At 32.5% G+C, this 24218-nt stretch carries 24 protein-coding genes; 23 read left to right on the top strand and 1 reads right to left on the bottom strand.

The window, feature by feature from the left end; translation table 11 throughout:
• Nucleotides 1-36: 36 nt before the first annotated feature.
• From cymR to KA873_RS06830, 3 genes are all read left to right on the top strand, one after another.
• The gene (cymR, locus tag KA873_RS06840) at nucleotides 37-456 is read left to right on the top strand and encodes a cysteine metabolism transcriptional regulator CymR (protein ID WP_019469423.1); all 420 of its coding nucleotides are present in this window, start codon (nucleotides 37-39) and stop codon (nucleotides 454-456) included.
• Nucleotides 457-586: 130 nt separating this feature from the next.
• A complete protein-coding gene (locus KA873_RS06835; protein ID WP_040030019.1) occupies nucleotides 587-769 on the top strand; it encodes a CsbD family protein in 183 nt (60 codons plus the stop codon).
• Between the two features lie 35 nt (nucleotides 770-804).
• Nucleotides 805-966, top strand: a complete 162-nt coding sequence (locus KA873_RS06830) for a hypothetical protein (protein WP_019469421.1) — start codon at nucleotides 805-807, stop codon at nucleotides 964-966.
• Between the two features lie 81 nt (nucleotides 967-1047).
• Here the strand turns inward: KA873_RS06830 and KA873_RS06825 are convergent, their stop codons facing one another.
• Entirely contained in the window at nucleotides 1048-2049 is a 1002-nt protein-coding gene (locus KA873_RS06825) for an LLM class flavin-dependent oxidoreductase (protein WP_107384963.1), read from the bottom strand.
• A 288-nt stretch (nucleotides 2050-2337) separates the two neighbouring features.
• Between KA873_RS06825 and sal the strand changes: the two genes are divergently transcribed.
• From sal to KA873_RS06725, 20 genes are all read left to right on the top strand, one after another.
• Entirely contained in the window at nucleotides 2338-3969 is a 1632-nt protein-coding gene (gene sal / locus KA873_RS06820; protein WP_107504810.1) for a Sal family ABC-F type ribosomal protection protein, read from the top strand.
• Between the two features lie 60 nt (nucleotides 3970-4029).
• Nucleotides 4030-5172 (top strand): cysteine desulfurase family protein, encoded by a 1143-nt coding sequence (locus KA873_RS06815; RefSeq protein ID WP_107504809.1) that lies wholly within the window; start codon nucleotides 4030-4032, stop codon nucleotides 5170-5172.
• Nucleotides 5173-6285, top strand: coding sequence for a tRNA 2-thiouridine(34) synthase MnmA (gene mnmA, locus KA873_RS06810; RefSeq protein WP_107384960.1), 1113 nt, complete (start codon nucleotides 5173-5175; stop codon nucleotides 6283-6285). It abuts the gene before it with no gap.
• A 197-nt stretch (nucleotides 6286-6482) separates the two neighbouring features.
• The gene (locus KA873_RS06805; RefSeq protein ID WP_040030022.1) at nucleotides 6483-7148 is read left to right on the top strand and encodes a tetratricopeptide repeat protein; all 666 of its coding nucleotides are present in this window, start codon (nucleotides 6483-6485) and stop codon (nucleotides 7146-7148) included.
• Nucleotides 7149-7152: 4 nt separating this feature from the next.
• Nucleotides 7153-9540 carry an SF1B family DNA helicase RecD2 gene (gene recD2, locus KA873_RS06800; protein ID WP_107504808.1) on the top strand — a complete coding sequence of 796 codons (2388 nt, stop codon included), beginning with the start codon at nucleotides 7153-7155 and terminating at the stop codon, nucleotides 9538-9540.
• Nucleotides 9541-9839: 299 nt separating this feature from the next.
• On the top strand, nucleotides 9840-12470 hold the full coding sequence (alaS, locus tag KA873_RS06795) for an alanine--tRNA ligase (protein ID WP_107384958.1): 2631 nt from the start codon (nucleotides 9840-9842) through the stop codon (nucleotides 12468-12470).
• A gap of 67 nt (nucleotides 12471-12537) precedes the next feature.
• Complete coding sequence (locus tag KA873_RS06790; RefSeq protein ID WP_019469413.1) at nucleotides 12538-12798, top strand: IreB family regulatory phosphoprotein; 261 nt, start codon at nucleotides 12538-12540, stop codon at nucleotides 12796-12798.
• A gap of 3 nt (nucleotides 12799-12801) precedes the next feature.
• Nucleotides 12802-13230 (top strand): Holliday junction resolvase RuvX, encoded by a 429-nt coding sequence (ruvX, locus tag KA873_RS06785; protein ID WP_019469412.1) that lies wholly within the window; start codon nucleotides 12802-12804, stop codon nucleotides 13228-13230.
• A gap of 16 nt (nucleotides 13231-13246) precedes the next feature.
• Nucleotides 13247-13573 carry a DUF1292 domain-containing protein gene (locus KA873_RS06780; RefSeq protein ID WP_107384957.1) on the top strand — a complete coding sequence of 109 codons (327 nt, stop codon included), beginning with the start codon at nucleotides 13247-13249 and terminating at the stop codon, nucleotides 13571-13573.
• 722 nt (nucleotides 13574-14295) lie between these two features.
• Nucleotides 14296-14937: an O-methyltransferase gene (locus tag KA873_RS06775; RefSeq protein WP_210140197.1), complete on the top strand. Its 642-nt coding sequence runs from the start codon at nucleotides 14296-14298 to the stop codon at nucleotides 14935-14937.
• Nucleotides 14934-15857, top strand: a complete 924-nt coding sequence (locus KA873_RS06770) for a peptidase U32 family protein (RefSeq protein WP_107384657.1) — start codon at nucleotides 14934-14936, stop codon at nucleotides 15855-15857. Before KA873_RS06775 ends, KA873_RS06770 begins: the two co-directional genes overlap by 4 nt.
• A 14-nt stretch (nucleotides 15858-15871) precedes the next feature.
• On the top strand, nucleotides 15872-17140 hold the full coding sequence (locus KA873_RS06765) for a peptidase U32 family protein (RefSeq protein ID WP_210140196.1): 1269 nt from the start codon (nucleotides 15872-15874) through the stop codon (nucleotides 17138-17140).
• Entirely contained in the window at nucleotides 17140-17763 is a 624-nt protein-coding gene (gene udk, locus KA873_RS06760) for a uridine kinase (RefSeq protein WP_019469407.1), read from the top strand. Before KA873_RS06765 ends, udk begins: the two co-directional genes overlap by 1 nt.
• Before the next feature lie 25 nt (nucleotides 17764-17788).
• A complete protein-coding gene (gene greA / locus KA873_RS06755) occupies nucleotides 17789-18265 on the top strand; it encodes a transcription elongation factor GreA (RefSeq protein WP_019469406.1) in 477 nt (158 codons plus the stop codon).
• A gap of 284 nt (nucleotides 18266-18549) precedes the next feature.
• Nucleotides 18550-19281, top strand: a complete 732-nt coding sequence (pxpB, locus tag KA873_RS06750) for a 5-oxoprolinase subunit PxpB (protein ID WP_107504806.1) — start codon at nucleotides 18550-18552, stop codon at nucleotides 19279-19281.
• Nucleotides 19271-20278, top strand: a complete 1008-nt coding sequence (locus tag KA873_RS06745) for a 5-oxoprolinase subunit C family protein (protein WP_107384654.1) — start codon at nucleotides 19271-19273, stop codon at nucleotides 20276-20278. The genes pxpB and KA873_RS06745 overlap by 11 nt, the downstream gene beginning before the upstream one ends.
• Nucleotides 20278-20712, top strand: a complete 435-nt coding sequence (locus KA873_RS06740) for an acetyl-CoA carboxylase biotin carboxyl carrier protein (RefSeq protein WP_107384653.1) — start codon at nucleotides 20278-20280, stop codon at nucleotides 20710-20712. The genes KA873_RS06745 and KA873_RS06740 overlap by 1 nt, the downstream gene beginning before the upstream one ends.
• A gap of 20 nt (nucleotides 20713-20732) precedes the next feature.
• Nucleotides 20733-22091 carry an acetyl-CoA carboxylase biotin carboxylase subunit gene (locus KA873_RS06735; protein WP_107384652.1) on the top strand — a complete coding sequence of 453 codons (1359 nt, stop codon included), beginning with the start codon at nucleotides 20733-20735 and terminating at the stop codon, nucleotides 22089-22091.
• Entirely contained in the window at nucleotides 22091-22849 is a 759-nt protein-coding gene (pxpA, locus tag KA873_RS06730) for a 5-oxoprolinase subunit PxpA (RefSeq protein ID WP_107384651.1), read from the top strand. The genes KA873_RS06735 and pxpA overlap by 1 nt, the downstream gene beginning before the upstream one ends.
• Before the next feature lie 3 nt (nucleotides 22850-22852).
• On the top strand, nucleotides 22853-24085 hold the full coding sequence (locus tag KA873_RS06725) for an NRAMP family divalent metal transporter (protein WP_107384650.1): 1233 nt from the start codon (nucleotides 22853-22855) through the stop codon (nucleotides 24083-24085).
• Nucleotides 24086-24218 lie beyond the last annotated feature (133 nt).

The following is a 24218-nucleotide window of genomic DNA, read 5'->3' as shown; positions in this document are numbered from 1 at the left end:
TTAATATATAGTATTCGAATTAAGTGAGGTTATATAATGAAAATATCAACAAAAGGTAGATATGGCTTAACACTAATGATATCCTTAGCCAAAAAGCAAGGGCAAGGATGTGTTTCGTTAAAATCTATAGCTGAAGAAAATAATTTAAGTGATCTTTATCTAGAACAACTAGTAGGTCCATTAAGAAATGCTGGTTTAATTCGAAGTGTTCGTGGTGCAAAAGGTGGTTATCAATTGAGAGTCTCAGCAGAAGAAATTACGGCTGGTGACATTATTCGTTTGTTAGAAGGACCAATTACATTCGTAGAAAGCATTGATTCTGAACCTCCTGCACAGAAACAACTTTGGATCAGAATGAGAGACGCAGTAAGAGAAGTATTAGATAATACAACATTGAAATACTTAGCAGATTATAATGAAACTAATAATTTAGATGGATATATGTTCTATATTTAAGATGTGAATAACGTTGTAAATTAAAACATTTCTTTGACTTTAACTGAAAATATTAAAAAAATTTGTTTTAAATGTTTATGACTTAATTATTGTGGTATTTAATTAATACATTGCTAAGGAGGTATTATTTATGGCAGATGAAAATAAATTCGAACAAGCAAAAGGAAACGTTAAAGAAACAGTTGGTAACGTAGCCGACAATAAAGAGTTAGAAAAAGAAGGCAAAGAAGATAAAAATTCTGGTAAAGCCAAAGAAGTAGTAGAAAATGCAAAAGATAAAGCAAATGAAGTTATCGATAAATTTAAAAAATAATAATCGTTAACTAATACTAAAAAGGTGGTTTTATTATGGCTGATTTCTTAAATAAAGCAAAAGAAACTGCAAAAAACGTTTCTGACAAATTAAAAGATACTGATAACGAAAAAGCAAAACAAGCATCTGAACAAATCGATAATTTCACTGGTGGCAGTGACGATAAAAAAGATGATAAAAAAGACGATAAAAAATAAAGTTGTCTTAAAAGTTTAAGCTTTTTCGCTTAAATATTAAAAAGCCCAGTTTCTAATATAGGAACTAGGCTTTTTTTATATTTAATTTAGCGTTGTAATCATATTTTTAAGTTTACGATATGATTCAAGTTGTGCTTCTTGATCATAAATGTAACTAATAGCCATCAATTCATCTATTTCACCGTATTCATCTATAAATGATTGTAATTTTTGTTTGACGGTTTCTTCAGAGCCAATAAGGGAACTTTGCATACGTTGTTTTGCTATTTCATACTCAGTAGGCGTGAGTAGACCTTTTAAATCGTCAGTAGGTGGTTGTACAGGTTGCATTCTTCCTCGAGTAATACTTACCATAACCTGAGCCTGTGTTGTTGCCAGATATTCTGCTTGAGCATCTGTATCAGCAACGATTGCATTTAAACAAACAATCACATATGGTTTGCTCAACACGTCTGACGGTTCAAATAGTTCTTTATAAATTTCAATTGCTTCTTTCATTTGTTGTGGTGCAAAATGCCCTGCAAAGACGTATGGTAATCCTTTGCGTGCAGCTAAGTGTGCTGAATCAGTTGAAGAACCCAAAATATAAAGAGGAACGTTTTTACCAACTGCTGGATATGCACGGACATAAGTTTGTTGATTACCCGGTCCGAAATAAGTCGCAAGTTGTTCTACTTCTTCAGGAAATTCATAAACGCCATTGTGTTGATCTCTACGTAAGGCACTCGCTGTCATCATATCAGTACCTGGCGCACGACCTAAACCTAAATCAACGCGATTTGGAAATACAGTTTCCATTGTCCCAAATTGTTCTGCAACAACAAGTGGAGCATGATTAGGTAACATGATACCACCAGAACCTACTCTTATTTTAGAAGTATGTTCTAATGTATGTTGTATTAATAACGCAGTGGCTGAACTGACAAGGTTAGGTGCGTTATGATGTTCTGCAATCCAATATCTCTCATAATCCAGTTCTTCTAAATTTTGTGCTAATTTAACCATATCGCTAATTGCATCTTGATCGGTTTGACCTTCTCTAATAGGAACGAGATTAAGCGCAGATAATTTTAAATCGTTCATTACACGATGTCCTCCTTAAATATATTAATATATTGCAGTATAACAGTCTAAATAAAACTTGCGTAAGAAATTGCTCACTGTTATACTTTATGAAATTAAAAAAGTTAGGTGGTCTTATTAAGACAATGGATAAATCTCATAAGAACAATCAAAACAATTTATTTAATCAAAAAAGTAATATATGGGATGCGATTATGTCTTAATAAAAAATTTTCAGTAAAATACCTAACATAAATAATGTTCGGATTGTTAAGGCATATCGTATCTCTTGAGAAAGAGGGAATTGGTATGTCTTTTTATTATGTGCAAAAACCATTTGAAAAATTTGGTAAAAATTTAATTAACTCTGTAGAAATTCAAATTGATAAGGGTGAACATGTTGCAATGATTGGTAACAATGGCGTAGGAAAAACAACATTGTTAGAAGCAATAAAGATGAAATATCAAGATGAAGCTTATTTAATGCATCAAAATATGTCTGTTTATGAACACTTAACAGGATTAGACTATGTAATGGCTATAAATCCTGAGTTGCTGCAGATAAAACAGAAGCTTAAGAGTAATTATAAGTATATTGCTGATTATAGTGCTTTAAATGGCTATGAATTTGAACAGAATATTATCACTCAAGCAAATCAATTGAATTTAACTGAAAGAGATTTAGAAAAACAAATTCAATATTTAAGTGGCGGCCAACAAACGAGACTAGCATTATTAAAAGCATTTATGTCAAACAAACCATTGATTTTGCTTGATGAACCTACAAATCATTTAGATTTAGAAATGTTAGAACAACTGATTAAAAAAATACAAAAATCAAAATATACAATTATCTTTGTATCACACCAGCGTGATTTTATCGATCAAACAGCGACTCATGTCATTGAAGTAACGTCTAAAAAAACGAATAAATATAATGGTAATTATTCCAAGTACCGTAAAATTAAAGATTTAACGTTACAAACACAACAAAATATGTACGAAAAGCAACAAAAAGAAATAGCAGAACTTAATCGCACGATACAACGAATACAAACATGGCATCATTCAGCACAACAAAAAGCAAGTGTCCGTAGCCCTCTTGAGCAGAAGAAACTCAGTAAGTTAGCTCAAAGAGCAAAGACGAAAGAAAAGCAAATGACTCAAAAATTAAATGAGAAGACGATAAATCAGCCAGATAATGAACAAAAACATTATCATTTTAATCATCAAGATCGTTTACGTAAACGCTTTTTAATTCATTTTGAAGACTTCAATGTTGCTATAAATGAACATCATATATTTGAACATGCTCATTTTGAAATGAAACAAAAAGAAAATATTTTAATTACTGGGCCAAATGGGAGTGGTAAATCACTTTTAATTGCAATGATCAGACAAAAGATACTTCCAAATCAAGGAAATATAAAAATCACCCCTTCACTAAAAATTGGATATTTTGATCAGACAAATAAAAACTTAAATGAAGCAGAATCTCCACTTTCGATGCTATTAACTACAAATAAAATATTACGAAGTGAGGCACAAACTATTTTAGCTTCATTTGGTTTTAATGAAGAAAAAATTAATGCGCCAATTAGTCAATTATCTATGGGCGAGAAAAGTAGATTTCAATTTGTACTACTATATTTCTCTGGTGCCAATTTATTAATTTTAGATGAGCCAACTAATTATTTTGATATTTCAACACAGGATTTAATTTTAAATATGATAAAAAGTTTTAACGGTCAAGTATTAGTTGTGACACATGATGAGTATTTTCAATCTAGATTTAAAGCGACACACTGGGAAATCAAAGATAAAAAATTATACAACTTAACGTTAAATAATACGACAAAATCAAATGTAGACGAAACATTAGCATTATTAGATGAATATGAAATGATAGATGAAAATGGACATTTTGAAACAGACAACTAGAAAAATTAAATAGATGGTGCTATCATTGGAACATTGATAAATTTGTAAGGAGTGTCAAACATGGAAGTATATGCAGATTACGCTGCTACAACGCCAGTTAAACAGCAAGTAATAGATAAAATGATGGAAGTCTATACAACGCATTACGGTAATCCGTCCTCTATACATAGTATAGGTAGAGATGCACGTAAATATTTAGATGAGTCACGTCGTTTCGTAGCAAAGCAACTCAATGCTAAGCCGAGTGAAGTAATCTTTACAAGTGGAGCAACCGAATCTAATAACACAGCGATTAAAGGTATTGCGTATGCAAATCAGGATAAAGGCAAGCATATTATTACAACTAAAATAGAACATCATTCAGTACTCCATGTTTTTGAACAATTAGAAAAAGAAGGTTTTGATGTAACATACCTTGATGTAGATGTGGAAGGCTTGATATCGTTAGAACAATTAAAAAGTGCGTTAACTGATGAGACGATACTCGTTTCAATCATGTTTGTTAATAATGAAATTGGAACAGTACAACCAATGTATGATATTGATGAAATTGTAAGTCATTCAAATGCCATATTTCATGTAGATGCGGTACAAGCAATCGGCCACTTAGACATAGATTTTCATGAATTTGATATCGATGCAATGAGTATTACAGCACATAAATTTGGCGGGCCAAAGGGTATCGGAGTTTTACTAATAAAAACAGGTACAACTATCAAGTTTCCACAATTAGGTGGAGAACAAGAAGTGAAAAGAAGAGCAGGTACAGAAAATGTTCCCCAAATTGTGGGATTGTCTGAAGCTTTAAAACTAGCAAATCAGTATAGAGATGAAAACAATGTCCATTTGATGAATTTGAAAAATCAATTTATTGTTACATTACAAGAACGATCAGTTCCTTTTGAATTAAACGGCTCAATGACAGATACTACAGGTCACATCGTTAATTTGTATTTTCCATTTATTGATGTAGAAACCATGTTAACATTGCTAGATTTAGCCAATATATATGTAGCTTCTGGTTCAGCATGTACTGCAGGTTCCACATCGCCTTCGCATGTTTTATTGGCAATGTATGGTGATGATACAAGAGCAAATCATTCTGTACGATTTAGCTTTAATGAACAAACGACCGAACAAGAAATAAAATATTTAGTTACTGAAATTCACAAAATTTATCATAAATTCAAGGAGGAAGTTTAGTTGTCAAATAAAGATACACGTGTTGTTGTTGGCATGTCAGGTGGCGTAGATAGTTCAGTTACAGCACACTTATTAAAAGAACAAGGTTATGATGTCATTGGTATTTTTATGAAAAACTGGGATGACACGGATGAAAACGGTGTGTGTACAGCTACGGAAGATTATAACGATGTCATAGCTGTATGTAATCAAATTGGTATACCATATTATGCAGTTAATTTTGAAAAAGAATATTGGGATAAAGTGTTTACTTATTTCTTAGATGAATATAAAAAAGGACGCACACCAAACCCCGATGTGATGTGTAATAAGGAAATTAAATTCAAAGCATTTTTAGAACATGCACTTAAGTTAGGTGCAGATTATGTAGCTACAGGTCATTATGCACGTATACGTCGCCATGAAGATGGACATGTTGAAATGTTGCGCGGTGTTGACAATAATAAAGATCAAACTTATTTCTTAAATCAATTATCACAATCTCAATTATCAAAAGTAATGTTCCCGATAGGTGATATTGATAAAAAAGAAGTTCGTAGAATTGCTGAAGCACAAGATTTAGCTACGGCTAAGAAAAAAGATTCTACTGGTATTTGTTTTATTGGTGAACGTAATTTCAAAACATTTTTATCTCAATATTTGCCAGCACAGTCTGGTGAAATGCAAACATTAGATGGTAAAAAAATAGGCACACACACAGGATTAATGTACTATACTATAGGACAACGTCACGGTCTAGGTATTGGTGGAGATGGTGATCCTTGGTTTGTTGTTGGCAAAAATTTAAATGAAAATGTCTTATATGTAGAACAAGGTTTTCATCATGAAGCCCTTTATAGTGATTATTTGATTGCTTCAGATATTTCATTTGTTAACCCTGTCGATTTAGAAAATGGCTTTGAATGTACAGCAAAATTTAGATATCGTCAAAAAGATACAAAAGTTTTTGTTCAAAGAGAAAATGATAATGCGATTCGCGTAACATTTGATGAACCTGTTCGCGCAATTACTCCAGGTCAATCAGTTGTTTTATATGATGGTGATGTATGTCTAGGTGGCGCTACTATAGATGATGTATACAAAACATCAGGTCAATTAAGTTATGTTGTTTAAACAAATAAATTAATTGGCTTAGTAAATAGTAAAATAACAATGATTTATTGTTAATTAAATATAAAGTTTTATAGATGAACATGTTTTGAGGAGTAAGCGTACAATATCAAATTTAAATTTTTGATTTGTCACTTACTCCTTTTTACTGTTTTTTCATTCTTAAATGTTATAATAAGATGTTGAGAGAGAGGGATAGCATGAATCAAGAACAAATTTATACGCTGATAAAACAAGGTAATTTTGAGCAAGCTTTAGCAGCACTATTTGAAAATATAGAAGCAAACCCGAATGAAGTCGAAAACTATATCAATGCAGGTATATTAATAGCTGAAGCGGGTGAAATAGATAAAGCGGAAAAATTTTTCCAAAAAGCACTAACCATTGATCCGGAAAATGGTGCTGTTTATTACAATTTAGCTAATGTCTATTACAATGAGGGACGTTATAAAGAAGCGGTTAAATTATATCAACAAGCTTTGCAATATAAAGTAGACGAAATAGATACAAATTACATGATTGGTATGTCTTTTAACCAGTTAGAAGCTTTTACAGAAGCACTTCCCTTTTTAATGACTGCCGCTGAAAAAGATAATCGCAACGATGTAGAAGTACAATTTCAGTATGGGTTAGTATTGTGTCACTTAGAAATGTATGAACAAGCCGTTTCACAATTAAAGTATGTACTCACATTAGATGAAGCCCATACGGATGCTTTATATAACTTAGGTTTAGCAACCTATATGTTAACTGAAGATACTGAAAGTGCCATCGAATATTTTGAACGTGCAGTTTCTATCAACCCAGAACATTTGATGAGTCAACATGCCATCAAAACGTTTAAATCAATCGCAGAGGAGGAGTAATTAAATGGATAACCCTACATTATTTAATAATTCAATGATTAAAGGTACTGTAGATGCTATCTTGTTTCAAAACAAAGACAATTTTTATACTGTTTTAAAAGTAGATACGATAGAATCTAATGAAGAATTTGATTCTATGCCTACAGTTGTAGGGTTTTTTCCAGAAATTGCTGAAGGCGATGTTTATACTTTTAAAGGACAAATCGTTTCACATCCTAAATATGGTAAACAGTTAAAAGCTGAAACGTTTGAAAAAGAGTTGCCTCAAACAAAAGAAGCTATAATTAGCTATTTATCTAGTGATTTATTTAAAGGCATAGGTAAAAAAACGGCCCAAAATATTGTAAACACACTTGGAGAAAATGCAATTTCAGATATTTTAAATGATTCATCTATTTTAGAAAAGGTACCTAGTTTGCCAAAGAAAAAGCAAAAACAAATTGCTGAACAAATTGCGAGTAATCAAGAAACAGAGCAAATCATTATTCGATTACATGATTTAGGGTTTGGGCCTAAACTCGCGATGGCAATCTATCAAGTTTATTTAGGCGATACACTCAATATTGTAGAAAACAAACCCTATCAATTGGTTTACGACGTGAAGGGTATCGGATTTAACAAAGCAGATACTTTAGCACGAAATGTAGGTATTCAATATAACGATGATGAGCGTTTAAAAGCTGGTTTATTATATGTATTAGAAGAAGAATGCATTAAGCAAGGACACACATACTTGCCGACACAAACTGTATTAGAAATGACACAAGAAATGTTGTCTCAACCACCTAATGAAGTGATTGAGCATCAACAGTTAGAAAATATGATTCAAGTCCTTGTTGAAGATACAAAATTAGTAAAACAAGAAAGTGAAATAGCAATTCCTAGTTTATATTATTCAGAACTTAAAAGTGTTCAAAACTTATATCGTAATTACACATATACGAATAAATTAAAAGAAATAGAACAATCTGAATTACAATTAGAAATTGGTGAAATAGAACAACGTAATCAGGTTACATATGCTAATTCTCAAAGAGAAGCGTTACAAACTGCAATCAATACTAAAATTATGCTGTTAACTGGCGGTCCAGGAACAGGAAAGACGACTGTGATTAAAGGTATTGTTGAATTATATGCAGAAATACATGGTTTATCTTTAGATTATGATGATTATCAAAACGATGACTATCCCGTTGTACTAGCAGCCCCGACAGGAAGAGCTTCAAAACGGTTGGCTGAATCTACGGGATTGGAAGCTATGACTATACATCGGTTAATAGGTTGGAATCAAGACACACAACCAGAGGATATTTTAGATAATGAGATTTCAGCGAAATTAATTATTATAGATGAAATGTCAATGGTCGACACTTGGTTATTTCATCAATTCCTTAGTGCCGTCCCTATAGATGCTCAAGTCATATTAGTAGGTGATGAAGACCAATTACCTTCTGTAGGGCCAGGTCAGGTTTTTAAAGATCTCATTGATTCTAAAGTAATTCCCAGAGTGAATCTAACTGAAGTTTACCGACAACAAGATGGATCTAGTATCATAGAATTAGCACATAGAATGAAATTGGGTGAACCTATTGATATTACACAAAGATTTCACGATCGTAACTTTATCAACTGTTCAACAGATCAAATACCTTCAGTAGTTGAAAAGGTGGTTTCAAGCGCTGTAAATAAAGGTTATGATATGAGTGATATACAAGTATTAGCTCCGATGTATAAAGGTTCAGCTGGTATAAAAAAATTAAATACTGTATTGCAAACAATTTTAAACCCTAAAGAGAAAGAAACACGTGAAGTTGAATTCGGGGATGTTGTCTTTAGAAAAGGAGATAAAGTACTACAACTAGTAAATAGACCAAGTGATAATATATTTAATGGTGATATTGGAGTGGTTGTTGGTATATTTTGGGCAAAAGAAAATGCCTTAAATAAAGATGTGATTGTCGTTGATTTTGACGGAAATGAAATTACTTTTGTAAGGCAAGATTTATTGGAATTAACACATGCATATTGTACGTCTATTCACAAATCACAAGGTTCCGAATTTCCAATCGTTATTATGCCTATGGTTAAGCAATATTTTAGAATGTTGCAAAAACCAATATTATATACTGGACTAACAAGAGCTAAGCAATCACTGGTATTTTTGGGGGACCCACAAGCTTTCGAAATCGGTTTAAATACACATGGCCAAGTGAGAATGACACAGCTTTGTACGTTCTTAAAAACGTATTTTAATAATGATGATCGTAAAGATGAAGATGAAGTTAATGCTACATTTGATTCGACGACTGTTTTAACAGAAGAAAATATATATAAAATTAATCCTATGATTAATATGGGAGATATTTCGCCATATGATTTTGTTGAACATTGACAACGTAGGTTAAAGTAAATACAATATAATTGATTGTGCATAAAGATGAGTAAACTATGGTAGTCGACAAGAGATGTACTGGCTGGTGAAAAGTACAGATAGCATAGTTGAAAGCTACTTTATGTTAAATAATAAATATACTTATTTAAAGTGATAAGCGAAATTAGTAATCATTATTAATGCTTATAACTAGGGTGGTACCGCGAAACGTTCGTCCCTTTTGATAGGATGGACGTTTTTTATTTTCTTTTTTATCAAATAACTGATATAACTTGAGTTGAGATGGAGGAATTTTAAGTATGAAAAACTTAAAAGCAAGTGAAATTAGACAGAATTTTATTGATTACTTTGTTGAACAAGGGCATATGGTTGAACCTTCTGCACCATTAGTACCTATAGATGATGATTCTTTACTATGGATTAACTCTGGTGTTGCGACATTAAAAAAATATTTTGATGGCAGAGAAACACCTAAAAAGCCTCGTATTGTTAATTCTCAAAAAGCTATAAGAACCAATGACATTGAGAATGTCGGCTTTACAGCTAGACATCATACTTTTTTTGAAATGTTAGGTAATTTTTCAATTGGTGATTATTTTAAAAAAGAGGCTATTGAATTTGCTTGGGCATTTTTAACGAATGAAAAATGGATGGCTATGGATCCAAAACGATTGTATGTAACGATACATCCTGAGGACAAAGAAGCTTATAAAATATGGAATGAAGACATAGGTTTAGAAGAGAGTAGAATTATTCGTATAGAAGGAAATTTCTGGGATATCGGAGAAGGACCTTCAGGCCCTAATACTGAGATATTCTATGATCGCGGTGATCAATTTGGACAAGATGATCCTGCAGAAGAAATGTATCCAGGTGGTGAGAATGAAAGATTTTTAGAGGTTTGGAATTTAGTATTTAGTGAATTTAATCATAATAAAGATCATACGTACACACCATTACCAAATAAAAATATTGATACTGGTATGGGGCTTGAAAGAATGGCATCTATAGCGCAAAATGTTCGTACAAATTACGAAACTGATTTGTTTATGCCAATCATTAATGAAGTAGAAAAAGTTTCAGGTAAAAAGTATCTTGAAAAAGATACTTATGATGTAGCATTCAAAGTCATTTCTGACCATATACGCACGATTTCATTTGCAATCGCTGATGGCGCATTACCAGCAAATGAAGGACGAGGTTATGTGTTGCGTAGGCTTTTACGTCGTGCTGTAAGGTTTAGTCAATCATTAGATATTAATGAACCATTTATGTATAAATTGGTTGATATCGTTGCAGATATCATGGAACCTTATTATCCGAATGTTAAAGAAAAAGCTGATTTCATCAAACGCGTGATCAAATCGGAAGAAGAACGTTTCCATGAAACACTGGAAGAAGGTTTAGCGATATTAAATAATTTAATTGCAAAAGCAAAATCAACGACAAATGAAATCAGTGGTAAGGATGCATTTAAATTATATGACACATATGGTTTTCCAGTTGAACTTACTGAAGAAATTGCAACACAAGAAAACCTTTCTGTTGATATGAATACTTTTGAAGATGAAATGCAAAAACAACGTGATAGAGCTAGACAAGCTCGTCAAAACTCTCAATCTATGCAAGTACAAAGTGACATATTGAAAAAAGTAACAACAGAGAGTCAATTTGTAGGTTATGATGTCATGGATCAAAAAACGTTTATTACCGATATCATTTATAATGGAGATTTCGTAAACGAAGCTGAAGCTGGAGAAATCATTTACTTTATTTTAAAAGAAACACCATTTTATGCAGTGAGTGGTGGACAAGTAGCAGATGAAGGTACAATAAGTAATGAACAGTTCGAAATCAAAGTTACTGAAGTAACCAAAGCACCTAATGGACAAAATTTACACAAAGGTGAAATTCAATTTGGAACTGTTAAAAAGAATGACGAAGTGCTTGCTAGTGTAAACCATGTTGAACGAAGAGATATTAAAAAGAATCACAGCGCCACACATTTATTACATGCGGCATTAAAAGAAGTACTTGGAGATCATGTCAATCAAGCAGGTTCACTTGTTGAAGCGGAGAGATTAAGATTTGATTTCACGCACTTTGGACCTTTAACTCAAGATGAAATAGATCACGTTGAGCGAAGAGTTAATGAAGAAATTTGGAATAGTATAGATGTGAATATACAAGAAATGCCTATTGCTGAAGCTAAAAAATTAGGTGCGATGGCATTATTTGGTGAAAAATATGGCGATGTCGTTCGAGTTGTCAATATGGCACCTTTCTCCATTGAATTATGTGGAGGTATCCATGTTAATAATACTTCTGAAATAGGTTTGTTTAAAATAGTGAGTGAATCGGGTACAGGTGCTGGTGTGAGACGTATAGAAGCATTTACTGGAAAATCAGCATTTCTATATTTAGAAACAATACAAGAACAATTTAATGCGGTGAAAGCACAAGTTAAAGTGAAATCAGATGATCAAGTTTTAGAAAAAGTTATCCAAATGCAAGCGGATGAAAAAGAATTATCTAAGCAACTTGAACAAAGAAATAAAGAAATCACTACACTGAAAATGGGTGATATTACAAATCAGGTAGAAGAAATTAATGGATTTAATGTACTTGCAACTGAAGTTGAAGTCGCAAACGCAAAAGCGATTCGTGAGACAATGGATGACTTTAAATCTAAGTTGCAAGATGCTATTATAATTTTAATCAGTAACATAGATGGCAAAGTGTCTTTAGTAGCTACAGTACCAAAAGAATTAACAGATAGTGTAAAAGCTGGTGACATTATTAAAAACATGGCACCAATTGTAGGTGGTAAAGGTGGCGGCCGCCCAGACATGGCTCAAGGTGGGGGCACTCAACCTGAAAACATAACAGAATCATTACGTTTCATTAAAGATTACATTAAATCTCTATAAGTTCTACGTTTAGTAATGTAGAATTAACAATAAGTACTTTTTAGTCGATACGAAGGAGTGTTACAAAATGGAAAACTTTGATAAAACAATGAAATTTAATTATGATGAAATTCCAAAAGAAGATGTCAAAACAGTACTTCAAAATGTCTATAACACGCTGAATGAACGTGGCTACAACCCTGTAAATCAAATTGTCGGTTATTTATTATCAGGTGATCCTGCGTATATTCCACGTAATAATGAAGCTAGAAACCAAATTCGTCGTATTGATCGCGACGATATCATGGAAGAATTAGTTTCAAATTATTTACAAGAGAACTCAAAGTAATTAATGCTAAAACATAAAATTTTAGGTTTAGATGTAGGAAGTAAAACTGTTGGCATTGCTATAAGTGATCTCATGGGTTGGACAGCCCAGGGATTAGATACACTCCATATAAACGAAGATAAGAATGAACTAGGTATAGACAGACTAGTAACGATCATAGAGAAAGAAAAAGTTGGTACTGTTGTCATAGGTTTGCCAAAGAATATGAATAATTCTATTGGATTTCGAGGCGAAGCTTCGTTACAATACAAGGAGCAACTTCAGGAAGCATTGCCATCTGTAGAGATAATCATGTGGGATGAGCGTTTAAGTACCATGGCTGCAGAACGTTCTTTACTTGAAGCAGATGTTTCTAGACAAAAACGAAAAAAAGTAATAGATAAAATGGCTGCAGTATTTATATTACAAGGCTATTTAGATTCTATACAATAAAAAGGAGCGTTTTATAATGACTGAACATAACCATGAATCTGAATTAGAAATTAACAACCAAGAGGAATTATTAACTTTATTTGATGAAGATGGAAACGAAGTACTTTATCGAAAAGTATTAGAATTTTTCCATCCTGAATTCAAAAAAGAATATGTGATTCTTGCTGAAGAAGGTGCAGAATCAGATGATGATGATTTAATCGAATTAGTACCAATGATTAATGAGCCTGATGTAGATGGCGAAGGCGGAAAATTTTTACCAGTTGAAACTGATGAAGAATGGGATATGATTGAAGAAGTCGTTAACACTGAAATGGACGACCATGATCATAACCATGAATAATATTTGGACAACACTAAAAATACGCATTGATATTTAAAGTGTGAATCTGAATTACAAATTGATTCAATATTGTTAACACTTTGTCTTAGGTGACAATGTGTTTTTACCACTAATTTTACAAAAGCTAATGTGTAAAAATTCTGGTCATTATGTATTAATATCACGTTATCAAGCTGAAATTTTTAAATTTCAGCTCATACTGTCGACAAAGTTTCTGACTTTGTTGGCAGTTTTTTGTATTCATTATGTCGGGTGCTAACTCTTTCTGAAATCTGAGACTAGTGTTTTTTTACTCCAAGAGACAACACAAATCACTACAATATTTTACGCAAAAATTGTAATATATAACCATTGCACAATTGTGGTGTTTATTCTGTTAGATAATTTAATCGATAAAAGTGATAAAAACATAATAATTTCGATTTTTGTATTAGTTTCTTATACGCATTTATTATGTGAAGTTGATGTAATATTCAATATAGCTATATAAACAAGTTGGTTATCACAATTTACACTTATAATATATATGCCTTTGTGGTAAAATATATAAAGTTAAAATTAAATTTATGAGATAATTTCAAAGAATTATATAAAAAGTAGTTCGTAATATAAGAACATATAGCCGTTGTTATTAATTGAAATACAATCAGTCACAATCATTGACTGATTTATTTTATTTGTCAAAAACACTTTGAAATATTTACATTGAAGGAAGTTTTGAAATGGATAATAATCAATCATATTTATTAGAATTGCACAAAGAGAATGATATTGCTATAGAACAACTTAGACCATATGCTGTGGAACATCATGTTCCAATCGTGGATAGGCTAACTTTAGATATGATTAAACAACTGATCAGAATACATAAACCCAAGCGTATTTTAGAAATAGGCACTGCAATTGGCTATAGTAGTATGCAATTTGCTTCTGTTTCTAAGGATATAAAAGTGGTTACCATTGAGCGTGATGTCGATATGCAATTAAAAGCCAAAGAAAATTTTGCAAAATTTGGATATCATACGCAAATAGAGTTAATTGAAAAAGATGCCTTAGAAGCTTTTGAAAACATCCAACATGAATCATTTGATATGATATTTATTGATGCTGCGAAAGCACAATCAAAAAAGTTTTTTACTTTGTATGAGCCTTTACTCAAAGAAGGTGGAATAATAGTTACAGATAACGTTTTGTATCATGGTTTTGTTTCAGATATTGCTTTAGTGAGAAGTAGAAATGTCAGACAAATGGTAAAAAAAGTACAAGAATATAATGAATGGCTGATGGTTCAACCTCGTTTCACAACTAATTTCTTAAATATAGATGATGGTCTAGCTATTTCGATTAAAGGAGAATCAAAATGACAGAATTATTAGTAACGCCAAAATCTGTTAAACATATTGAGGCATTAATTGAAAAAGGTGCAGATGCTTTTGTAATCGGTGAGCAAAAATTTGGTTTAAGATTAGCAGGAGAATTTAAAAAAGAAGCATTGGTGGAAGCAGTGACATTAATACATAATCATGGGAAAAAGGCCTATGTGGCAGTAAATGGTATATTTCACAATTATCATTTAAATGCGCTGAAAGCATATATTGACTTTTTACATGAGATAAAAGTTGACCGTATTATATTTGGTGATCCAGCGGTAGTTATGTATGTAAATGAACAAGAAAACCCAATTCCATTAAATTGGGATGCAGAAGCATTAGTCACAAATTATTTTCAATGCAACTATTGGGGAAAAAAGGGGGCGCAACGCGCGCAACTAGCTAGAGAATTAAGTTTAGATGAAATATTAAATATAAAACAACATGCAGATGTAGAGGTTGAAGTACAAGTACATGGTATGACTTGCATGTTCCAATCAAAACGCATGTTATTAGGCAACTATTTTACTTTCCAAGAAAGACAAATGAAAATTCATCGAAACAAAGTAGCTAATGAGTTGTTATTATATGATGAAGAACGAGATAACAAATATCCTGTTTTTGAGGATTACAATGGAACACATATTATGTCGCCCAATGATATATGTTTGATTGAAGAGTTAGATCAACTTTTAGCAGCCAATATTGATGCATTCAAGATTGACGGTGTATTACAAACTGAAGAATATATTAATGTTTGTACAGAACAATATAGAGAAGCTATTGATTTATTCAATGAAGATCCAGAGGCTTATGATGATGAAAAATTTATGCTCGTAGATCCGATCGAAGCTATTCAACCTGAGCATCGTCCGTTTGATGAAGGATTCTTGTATAAGCAAACAGTCTATTAAGGGAGGTTTAAATAATGAAATTATTAGAAAAAGTTGAAGGCAATACTAATAATAAGATTAAAAAACCTGAACTACTCGCTCCAGCAGGTAATTTAGAAAAACTCAAAATAGCAGTACATTATGGTGCAGATGCAGTATTTTTAGGTGGACAAGCGTATGGTTTAAGGTCCAATGCGGATAATTTTACGATGGAAGAAATCAAAGAAGGTGTGACATTCGCACAGCAATATGGGGCAAAAATTTACGTTACGACTAATATTATTGCACATGATGAAAATATTGCAGGTTTGAATGAATATTTAAAAAATTTAGAGTCAGCCGGTGCCACTGGTATTATTGTTGCGGATCCACTTATCATTGAAACATGTAAGCGCGTAGCACCGAACTTAGAAATTCATTTATCAACACAACAATCACTTTCAAATTATAAAGCTGTAGAATTTTGGAAAAATGAAGGTTTAGATCGTGTAGTATTAGCACGTGAAACAGGTGCTATGGAAATGAAGGAAATGAAAGACAAAGTAGATATTGAAATTGAATCATTTATTCATGGCGCAATGTGTATTGCGTATTCTGGTAGATGTACATTAAGTAATCACATGACAGCTCGAGATTCTAATAGAGGTGGTTGTTGTCAAAGCTGTAGGTGGGATTATGACCTATTGGAAATTGATAAAGATGGTGATTTAGATTTATATTATGATGAAAATGCAGTGACACCTTTCGCAATGAGTCCAAAAGATTTGAAACTTATTGAGTCAATCCCTAAAATGATGGATATTGGTGTGGATTCACTTAAAGTTGAAGGACGCATGAAATCAATACACTACATTGCAACTGTTGTATCTGTATATCGCAAAGTCATCGATGCTTATGCAGAAGATCCTGATAATTTTAAAATTAAGCCAGAATGGTTAGCTGAGCTGGAAAAATGCGCTAACAGAGACACTGCTTCTGCATTTATTGAAGGCACACCTGGTTACGAAGAGCAAATGTTTGGGCAACAAAATAAAAAGAACTCAGCTTATGATTTTTGTGGATTAGTCCTTGGTTATGATGAAAAAACCAAACTCGCTACGATTCAACAGCGTAATAAATTTGAGCCTGGAGAAGAAATAGAGTTTTTTGGTCCTGAAATTGATACATTTAGACAAGTTGTTGAAACTATTTATGATGAAGAAGGTAACAAACTTGATGCTGCACGACACCCATTGCAAATTGTGCAAATTGAAGTTGATCATCCAATTTATACCAACAACATGATGAGAAAGGAAATTGGATAATGAAACGTACGACTATTATTGGAATCGCTGGTGGTTCTGGTTCAGGTAAAACATCAGTCACAAACGAAATTATGAAAAATTTAGAAGGCCATAGTGTTGCATTATTAGCACAAGACTATTATTATAAGGACCAATCGCATTTAAGTTTCGAAGAACGTTTAGAGACCAATTATGATCATCCTTTTGCTTTTGATAATGACTTATTAATAGAAAATTTAAACGATTTGAGAAATGGTAAACAGATTGAAGTACCAACATATGATTATACAAATCATACTAGAAGCGATGAAACGATTGCATTTAAACCAAAAGATGTTATTATCGTAGAAGGCATATTTGCGCTTGAAAATAAAACGTTAAGAGATTTAATGGATGTCAAAATTTATGTTGATACTGATGCAGATTTACGAATCTTACGTCGCTTACTTCGCGATACAGAAGAAAGAGGTCGTACAATGGATTCTGTTATAAATCAATATCTAAATGTAGTTCGACCAATGCATAATCAATTTATAGAACCTACAAAAAGATATGCAGATATTATCATTCCCGAAGGTGGAAGTAATAAAGTTGCGATCGATATAATGACGACAAAAATTCAGACTTTAGTAAGTAAACAATAGTATTTTAGTAAAGGAAGATGACAATATGGAAAACCAAAAACAATACCCTATGACGCAAGAAGGTTTCGAAAAGCTAGAAAATGAACTTGAAGAGTTAAAGACAGTTAAGAGACCAGAAGTCGTTGAAAAAATAAAAGTAGCTCGTTCATTCGGAGATTTATCTGAGAACTCTGAGTATGATGCTGCTAAAGATGAACAGGGATTCATCGAACAAGACATACAAAGAATTGAGCATATGCTACGTAATGCACTTATAATTGAGGATACAGGTGACAACAATCAAGTACAAATTGGTAAAACTGTAACTTTTGTAGAATTACCAGGTGAAGATGAAGAAGAATACCAAATTGTTGGATCTGCAGAATCTGATGCATTTAATGGTAAAATCTCAAATGAATCACCAATGGCTAAAAGTTTAATAGGTAAAAAATTAAACGAAGAGGTTCGTGTTCCACTACCAAATGGTGCAGAAATCAATGTAAAAATTGTAAATATCAAGTAATATTAAAATCCCCTTAACAACTAATGTTAGGGGGATTTTACACTTTATAAATAAAAATATATACTTATCTTCAACTATTTGATAAATTTATATCATTGATACAATTATTGAAATATTAAGATAATTTAGGGTTGATTTGTATTTAACAATAGTAGTTTATTATCACCAATTATAACTATTTCTAATTAAACATAGTGCGTTAGTTAATGATACAATTATAATGTTGTACACATATTAATGTTTAAAAAATAGTTTAATGTATATAATACAAAGGGGGAAAAGTGTTGGAATATAAATTAATCAATGAAGAGACAATTATGATTTACTTTGAACAACAAATTGATCCTTCGACATTTAAGGAAGTACAAAAAGTTGAAAAGTACATTAAAGATCAGCAACATGAAGCTATTATTGAAGTGATACCTTCTTATCGTGCAATTATGCTACATATAGATATTACTAAACAAAGTTTAGCGAAAGTTGTTAATGAACTGAAACTAGAACAATTAAACAAACTGGATTTTGATGAAAATTTAAATAGAGTAAAAACCATTAGTTTACCAGTACTTTATGGTGGTAATTATGGCCCAGATATTCAAGAAGTAGCTACACATAATCAATTATCAATAGAAGAAGTAATTAAGTTACATACAGAGAATACATATTTAATTTATATGCTTGGATTTATGCCAGGTTTTCCATTTTTAGGAGGATTAAATTCAAAGTTAGCTACTCCTAGAAGAGAAGAACCAAGAACAAGTATTCCTGCAGGTTCAGTTGGTATTGCGAATAATCAAACAGGATTATATCCAAAACAATCTCCAGGAGGTTGGCAAATCATCGGTCGTACACCAATTACGGTATTTGATATTTTAAGAACGCCTATGTGTTTATATGAATCCGGAGACTATATAAAATTCTATTCTATAGATGAATCTACGTTCGAACAGATTGTTGAAGCACAACAAGGTGAATTTGATATTGAGAAATGGGTGAAAATTCAATATGAGTATTAAAATTATTAATCCAGGTTTATTTAGTACGATCCAAGATTTAGGAAGAATCGGCTATCAAGACCAAGGATTTTCTACTGCAGGTGTTTTGGATCAATATGCTTATAGAACTGGGCTAGCGCTAATTGGTAATGAAGGGCCAGCGATTGAATGTACAATTATTGGCCCAACGATTGAATTTTTAGAAGATAATACGTTTGTATTAATAGGTGCTGAGTTTAACGCAACCGTTAACGATGCAACTATTGATGAATCTACTGTAATAGCAGTAAAAAAAGGCGACGTTTTGAAAGTTGGACAAGTCACTAATGGGGCAAGAGGATACTTATTATTTGGTAAACCTTTGAAAATTCAAAAAGTTGCAAATAGCTATGCTACTCATACACGAAGCCAAATTGGTGGTTTTAAAGGGCGTTCATTAAAATCTGGTGATGTAATAGAGTGTAAAAAAAATCATTCGTATACACGTAACCTTGGTTTGAGTTTACTTACTGATGTCGCAGAGGTTAAAGAAAACACTATTCAAATCATTGAGGGTCCTCAAATTGAAAGCTTTAGTCAAGAAGCGCAAGAAAAGCTAGTAGCCAATGAATTTAAAATATCAGAAAAATCAGACCGCATGGGTTATCGATTACAAGGTGAAACGATTTCACCAAACACATCGGCAGATATAATATCAGAACCTGTTGCCTTAGGCAGTATACAAGTTCCAAATGATGGTAATCCTATTATTTTATTAAATGATAAACAAACAGTAGGTGGCTATACAAAAATAGCAACCGTTTGTGCATCTGATTTACATAAATTAGCTCAAATGCAACCCAATGATACGATTCGTTTTGAATGGACCACAATCGATGAAGCAGTTAAAAAATTAGAACAACAAGAAGAAGCATTTAAAAATACAATCAAAAATATTTATGAGCAACCTATTTTTGATGTTACGCAATTGAGAGATACATCTATACGCATTAATCATTTATTGAAAGGGGAATTATAATGAATTTTGAAAAAGTAGAACAATTAATTAAAATTGTAAAAGATAACGGGGTTAAAAAATTTAATTATAAAGATTATGAAAATGAAATAACTATTGATTTTACAGATAATACATCTGCATCACCTGCGCAACAACAATTAGCTTCAAATAATGAATCAACTTTAAATGAGCAAGGTATATCAAATGAAGAACAATCAAATCAGGCTGTCAAATCACCTATGGTCGGTACGTTTTATTTACAAGATGAAAAAGAATTAACAAATCCACTCATTCGTGAAGGTGATGAAATTAAAAAAGGAGATACCATTGGTTACATAGAAGCGATGAAAGTAATGAATGAAGTAAAAAGTGATGTGGATGGTGTTGTAGACACAATACATGTCAATCACGGTTCAAATGTTGAATATGATCAAACGATTATAACTGTGAAATAAGTTTAAAGGGGGTATTTGAATTGTATCGTTGTTTAATTGCAAATAGAGGAGAAATTGCTGTAAGAATTATTCGCGCATGTAGAGAAATGGATATTGAAACTGTGGCTATCTATGCTTTAGGGGATGAGTCAAGTCTACATGTAAGTTTAGCTGATCAAGCGATATGTATTGGAGAAGCCAATGCTTTGGATAGCTATTTAAACCAAGACAGAATTATTAGTGCTGCAAAAATAAGTGGTGCAAATGCAATACATCCAGGGTATGGTTTTTTATCAGAAAGCACTTCATTTGCTAAAAATGTTGAAGAAAATGGTATTTATTTTATAGGGCCAACTGATCAAACCATGGAAATGATGGGTGATAAAATAACAGCACGACAAACAGTTGATCAAGCGAATGTACCAATCATACCTGGTTCTACTTCTGCAGTAGAGACAATCGAAGAAGTTAAAGAAATAGCGCATGACATTGGTTATCCACTTGTATTAAAAGCTGCCAGTGGTGGTGGCGGTAAAGGTATAAGAATTGTCAAAGCTGAAGAAGCTTTGGAAAAGTCGTTTAAGGAAGCAAAAAGTGAAGGACAAAAATATTTTAATGATGATCGCGTATATGTGGAAGCATTTATACCTGTAGCTAAGCACGTGGAAGTACAGGTGCTAGGAGACGGTAAAGATAATTACATACACTTAGGTGAGCGTGATTGCTCAGTTCAGAGAAAAAATCAAAAATTAATTGAAGAATCACCTTGTGCTGCATTATCCGATAATATGAGAGCATCTATGTGTAATGATGCTGTAAAAGTGGCTAGAGCATCTAATTATAGAAGTGCAGGTACTATCGAATACTTAGTGACAGAAGATGCTTATTACTTTATTGAAATGAATGCGCGAATTCAAGTTGAACATACAGTAACTGAAATGAGAGCGAATCGTGATTTACTACACGCTCAGCTTTATTTAATGAAGCATGGTTCATTACCATTCAACCAAGACGAGGTACTATTTGATGGACATGTCATTGAAGCGAGAATCAACGCAGAAAATCCTCAGAAAGGATTTCAACCTTCTCCAGGCAAAGTAAAAGCATTACATTTGCCACAAGGATTTAACGTACGTATCGATAGTTTGCTTTATCATGGTTATACGGTATCACCAAATTATGATTCGCTAGTAGCGAAAGTTATCGTAAAAGCACCTAATAGAGCTTCAGCAATAAACAAATTAAAAGTAACATTGGATGAAATGGTAATTGATGGTTTTACTACAACAGCTGATTTCTTATATGCAGTTTTATCATATCCACAATATGCCAATGGTGATGCAAAAGATGTAGATATTAAATTCTTAGATAGACATCAAATAATTAAGGAGGAAGCATAATGAAAGTTGATTTGAACTGTGATTTAGGTGAAGCTTTTGGAAATTATTCATTCGGTGGAGACGATCAAATTATTCCGTTAATTACGTCAGCAAACATTGCATGTGGTTTTCATGCTGGTGACCAACATGTCATGAATCAAACGGTAGAATTAGCTAAAGCAAATGGTGTTGGTATAGGTGCACATCCTGGTCTTCCAGATTTACAAGGATTTGGCCGTAGAAATATGGACTTGTCACCGAAAGAAATTTATGATATCGTCATTTACCAGCTCGGTGCATTAAGTGGATTCTGTAATGTTCACCAAGTTAAAATAAACCACGTAAAACCACATGGTGCACTGTATCAAATGGGTGCACGTGATAAAGCAATCGCACATGCGATTGCTCAAGCTGTATATGATTTTGATGAATCATTAATTTATGTTGGATTATCAAATACACTACTTGTTACAGAAGCGCAAGCTGTTGGTTTAACTACTGCTTCAGAAGTGTTTGCAGATAGACGTTATGAAGATGATGGTCAATTAGTGAGTAGAAAAGAAAGTGATGCTTTAATAACTGACACAGAAGAAGCTATTGAACAAGTTGTCAAAATGGTTAAATCACAAAAAGTAATTACGAAAAATAACAAGGAAATTGATATTCAAGCAGATACAATTTGTGTTCATGGAGATGGTGAACATGCACTAGAATTTGTTACAAAAATAAGAGAAAGATTATCGAAAGAAGGCGTTTCTATATCTAAGCTGGGAGGCTAACACATGGGAGAAAAATTAAAAACAGAATCGAAGGATTTTGAATTTACAAAAAATCATAAAAGGTTATTATTAGGTTCTGTATTCTTAATGGCTACATCTGCAATTGGACCTGCATTTTTAACTCAGACAGCAGTATTTACTGCGCAGTTCACTTCAAGTTTTGCTTTTGCAATTTTATTATCAATATTGATTGATATAGGAGCGCAAATAAATATTTGGAGAGTGTTGGTCGTCACAGGCAAACGTGGTCAAGAAGTAGCTAATGAAATATTTAAAGGATTGGGTACTTTTATATCGATATTAATTGCAATAGGTGGACTCGCATTTAATATTGGTAATATTGCAGGTGCTGGATTAGGATTAAATGCAATTTTTGGCTTAGATGTAAAGATTGGTGCAGCTATTACAGCAGTATTAGCAATACTTATTTTTGTAAGTAAAAGTGGTCAAAAAATTATGGATGTTGTCACGATGTTTTTAGGTGTTTTAATGATTGTGGTTGTTGCATTTGTAATGTTTAAAGCTAACCCGCCTTATGCTGACGCAGCTAAACATCTTGTGATGCCGGAACAACCTTTAGCACTTGTTTTACCTATTATCACATTAGTGGGTGGAACAGTTGGCGGTTATATTACATTTGCTGGTGCACATAGAATATTAGATTCTGGCATCCGTGGTAAGCATTATTTGCCATTTGTAAACAAAGCGGCTATTTCAGGAATATTAACAACAGGTGTGCTTAGAGCATTATTATTCTTAGCGGTACTTGGTGTAGTCGTTACGGGCGTAACTTTAAATGATACAAATCCACCAGCTTCAGTATTTGAGCATGTATTAGGACCAATTGGTCGAAATATATTTGGTGTTGTATTATTTGCTGCAGCAATGTCTTCAGTTATTGGATCAGCATATACAAGTGCGACTTTCTTAAAAACATTGCATAAATCGATCTATAATAAAACAAATATTATTGTAATTTCATTTATAGTCATTTCAACTTTTGTTTTTCTATTCTTAGGAAAACCAGTAACATTATTAATCGTTGCAGGTGCTTTAAATGGACTTATCTTACCTATTATATTAACGACAATACTTATTGCTAGTAAACGAAAATCAATCGTAGGGGATTATCATCATCCAACATGGATGCTTTGGTTTGGTATTTTAGCTGTTTTAGTCACAGTTGTTACAGGTATATATTCACTGCAAGGATTGACACAATTAATAGGTAGTTAACAATATCATTATAGTTACAAAGTAACCATTCTCTAGTTCTTATGCTTATAATAAGGACTTAGAGAATGGTTTGTTTTATAGTTATACTTACATTAAATAAACATTGTCATTTCCTATTAAAATAAGAACAATG

It is taken from the genome of Staphylococcus sp. GDY8P45P, from assembly GCF_017892745.1.
GTDB classification, from domain to species: domain Bacteria; phylum Bacillota; class Bacilli; order Staphylococcales; family Staphylococcaceae; genus Staphylococcus; species Staphylococcus cohnii.
The sequence above is the reverse complement of the archived record's forward strand: the minus strand, read 5'-3'. Positions and strand labels throughout refer to the sequence as shown.